2 protein-coding genes and 1 pseudogene are annotated in these 3,412 nt (G+C 55.8%); 1 reads left to right on the top strand and 2 read right to left on the bottom strand.

Going from position 1 to position 3,412, the window contains the following annotated elements:
• Positions 1 to 286 precede the first annotated feature (286 nt).
• Positions 287 to 1,342 carry an extracellular catalytic domain type 2 short-chain-length polyhydroxyalkanoate depolymerase gene (locus tag BN2475_RS32925; RefSeq protein ID WP_425435599.1) on the bottom strand — a complete coding sequence of 352 codons (1,056 nt, stop codon included), beginning with the start codon at positions 1,340 to 1,342 and terminating at the stop codon, positions 287 to 289.
• A gap of 217 nt (positions 1,343 to 1,559) precedes the next feature.
• On the opposite strand from BN2475_RS32925, the pseudogene BN2475_RS34940 reads away from it, so the two are divergent.
• Positions 1,560 to 1,682 (top strand): annotated as a pseudogene (locus BN2475_RS34940) (IS6 family transposase); the annotation flags it as partial.
• A 55-nt stretch (positions 1,683 to 1,737) separates the two neighbouring features.
• Here BN2475_RS34940 and BN2475_RS32915 read toward each other — a convergent pair.
• Entirely contained in the window at positions 1,738 to 2,460 is a 723-nt protein-coding gene (locus tag BN2475_RS32915) for an IS6 family transposase (RefSeq protein ID WP_143326057.1), read from the bottom strand.
• Positions 2,461 to 3,412 lie beyond the last annotated feature (952 nt).

The raw sequence follows: 3,412 nt of genomic DNA, 5'->3' as shown, positions 1-3,412 counted from the left end.
GCGGTTTAGTCCGTCGACCCGTTTGAGTCACTCAGTCGGCATGGGCGCCGGTCCGCTGTCTCACCGATATGAGAAATTAGCACGCAACACTGCAGTCACGAGCACCGGTGCACTACCTGACGAACCTGCAAAATCTCTGTCAGACGCCTGACGGCTGGGTGGCTCTTATCCATGTTGAGTTCCCGCATTGCATGAACGTCGCTGATTCTGGCGGCCGGCCGACTGCGGCACGCCGCATCGCCCCGCATGTGCCTCGGCGGCGGCGCATGCGGGGGCAACCGCCCCGTCAGGGCTTCGACGTGAGTCGGTTGATCATCGCGCTCACGGCGAGCATCTGCGCGCCGGACTTCTGCGCGTAGTTCTGGCCGGTGTAGCCGAACCAGTCCCAGCAGCCCTGGGGGTTGTTAGGGATGGTGGACGCGTTGACCTGCGGATACAGCACTACGATGTTGTTCGCATCGGCCCAGCTGTTATAGCTGGTCTTCTGATAGAAATCGTTCCCGACGACGCTCGCCGATTGCTTGCAGCCATGGAACGCTACGTGAATGCGGCACGCGGCGCCCTTCGCGCAAGCCTGCGGGACATACGCATAGGCTTCGCCCGCCATTCCGGTCGCGGCACTGGCGAATTCGCGCTGATTGAACGTGATGATGTTGCCGCCGAGCGGATTTGCCGGTGGATTCAGCGGACCGTAGATGAATTTTAGCAACTCGCCCGGCTGATCGTAGCTGTATTTCGCGATCGTGCAATGACTGATGTAGGGCGACGCATTGGCCGGGCAATCGTTGCCAAACGACGGCGTAATGAGTGCATGGCCGGCCGGCACCATATTCACGTACGACAGGTTGCCGTCGGGCACACCGGCTTCCTTGAAGAATGACACCGTCGCGTCGACGGCTCGCTGATACACGATCGTATCCTTGGTGCCGCTGAACACGTAGATCATCCGGTCGTGCTGCAGGCCGTCCAGTGGGTCAATCTGGCCCCGCGCGGCGAAGCCCTGCGCCGCCCTCACCATCAATTCTGGCTTCAGCGGCCGGGACGGCGCGTGGCCCATGCAGCTGGCGGCATTGAACAGCTTGCCAGCGGCGCAGTAATACGGGCCACCGGCAACGATGCCAGCACCGACGACAGAGCCGGAGTAGGCGACCTGATACTGAACGGCCATGAATGCGCCGGACGAAAGGCCCGATACTGAAGTATGGGCGGGATCGGCACCAAGCGCTGGAAGCGGTTCGACAGCCGAGGCACGAGAACACAACCCGATGCCGATGACGGCAGCAGCTAGGGTACGAGTGATTTTCACGGCAAGACTCCTGTTTCGTCGAGGGTTCGAATGCACGAAGCGTCTTTGGTGAGCGTGGTCGAATGCCGGCGTGCAGCGCTCTGGTTGTTGCAGGAAAGACGAATTGCGTGACCTTGATTCGGAATGTCGAACAGCCGGAGGGCAGCTTTTCCGACCAAAGATTATGTGATCGCCCCCGTGACGGTTTCGAGACGGCACGCTGTGCGGTTCTGTCGCGCCAAGGCACTGAGCTAAAATTGTTGCTCGACCACGCATGACAAACGAAATGGGCAAAACGAGCGAGACACCACGTACGACGCTGCCGTCAGGGATCGCAACGGTTCTCAAGCGACTGCACCATCCGTTGGACATAATCCTGCTGTGTATTCGCTGGTATGGGTTCTGTCGCGATAACGATGGCAGATCAAATGAGTGAATGTACATAGGATTGCTTACATAGCCAGCAAGTAGAACTGCTCGGCAACCGTTCGGTCGGCGCGATCGTCTTGCATCTGTCCCTTGCGGATCATATGCATCACTTCGATGCCAGACAGAATGATGCGGGCACAGCGAAAGTCCTTGAATCCCATCATCGGTTTGATGATGCGTTTGATCGCTCGGTGGTTCTGCTCGATGATGTTGTTCAGATACTTGTTCTGGCGGATCTTGATCGGCGTGTCGCGCCCGGCGTTGAGAGCCTCGAGCGCAGCCAGATTCGCACCGCTCTTGTCCACGGTAATCGTCTCGGGCTCGCCGTTCTGGTCAGTCGCCTTCTCAAAGTAGCGGCGCGCAGCGGCCTTGTCTCGATGGGCACGCAGCAGGAAATCGACTGTGTTGCCCTGCTTGTCGACAGCGCGGTACAAATACTTCCATTGGCCTTTGACCTTGACGTACGTCTCGTCCATTCTCCAGCTCTTGCCCACCGGGCGCTTGTGGCGGCGAAACGCCTTCTCAAACAGCGGTACGAGCTTGATAACCCAGCGGTGCACGCTCGAATGGTCGACCTCGATGCCTCGCTCTGCCATCATCTCCTCGAGATTTCGCAGGCTCAACGAGTAAGCCACATACCAGCGTACGCACAGCAGGATCACGTCCAACGGATAGAGCAGTCGCTTGAGAACTTTGCCGATGCCCGGAGGCAACGTCGCGCGTGGTGTCTTCTTCGTCTGGCCCATGCTGTTCGTCATTCAGGATCGAACGCAAATTTTAACCCGGCACCTTGGCGCGACAGAACCCAAGTGCTTGACGCTCAAAATTTGAAACCACGGGGAAGCAAAGTAAAATCAGTTATGCACGCAAGTCGACGGAGAGCAGTGATTCATAAATTTGTACACTGCCTTTTATCTACATCATAGAAAGACTTTCCTGCGCAATTATGGGCATGTTGAACGTGAGAAATAATTTTGCCAGTACAGTTTTTTCCGCTCCAGCACTTATTTCTTCCTCTTCTAGGTTCGATGGATGAATCCGCTATTTTTAGATTGTTCTCGGTGCCTTTATTTTCGGAGGCGTGAATTAAGTAGGGTGTTGCCGAACAAATTAGTATTGCAAATACATTAAATAGTTTCATAGTAATCCTATTCACTTTTTTGCGACTTAGCGTATTGAACTCACAAATGCAACCCTATTACGCGTAGTCAGAAGATGAGTTTCGGCCCAGGAAAATTACGATAACGCTTCTTCCTTGCCGCGAGCGCTAGTATTCGTGGTCAGCGCACAACCTTGCCATGGCCATTGGCGTGCATACTTAGATGTCTATGTTAGCGACTCTTACTACAGATGGCCCAGCAGTGCGGGCGCCCAGACAATCGTCCGCGGTCGTGTGCTTCCAACTGGCAGTGATCTCACCGCTGATAATGCGAAATTCATGCCCATTCGCTTGTTTTCGCTCATAGCCGCGACGTAGTGATGCCTAGGCAATTCTTGTTGATTGGGCTTAGAAGCAAAACCGACAAATCCGACATTTTTGGGCAGAGTGGCTGACAGAAGTCGTCCGTGAAGAGGGTTGGCCGGGATAAGCGTTTATGCTCTGCAGAGCATAAGCGCTTTTAGGCACAGTTCCGGGTTATGCCCAGCTCGTCGACCGGTGTCCGCCAGCTTTGGGTCGCCGGCGACGAGACTGTAGAA

The sequence above is a fragment of the Paraburkholderia ribeironis genome (genome assembly GCF_900019265.1).
Classification (GTDB): domain Bacteria; phylum Pseudomonadota; class Gammaproteobacteria; order Burkholderiales; family Burkholderiaceae; genus Paraburkholderia; species Paraburkholderia ribeironis.
Note: the sequence above shows the minus strand (reverse complement) of the source record. Positions and strands in the feature narration are given on the sequence as shown.

Excerpts from the sequence above, each read along its gene's own strand:
- BN2475_RS32915 (WP_143326057.1), bottom strand. The coding sequence starts at position 2,460 with ATGGGCCAGACGAAGAAGACACCACGCGCGACGTTGCCTCCGGGCATC.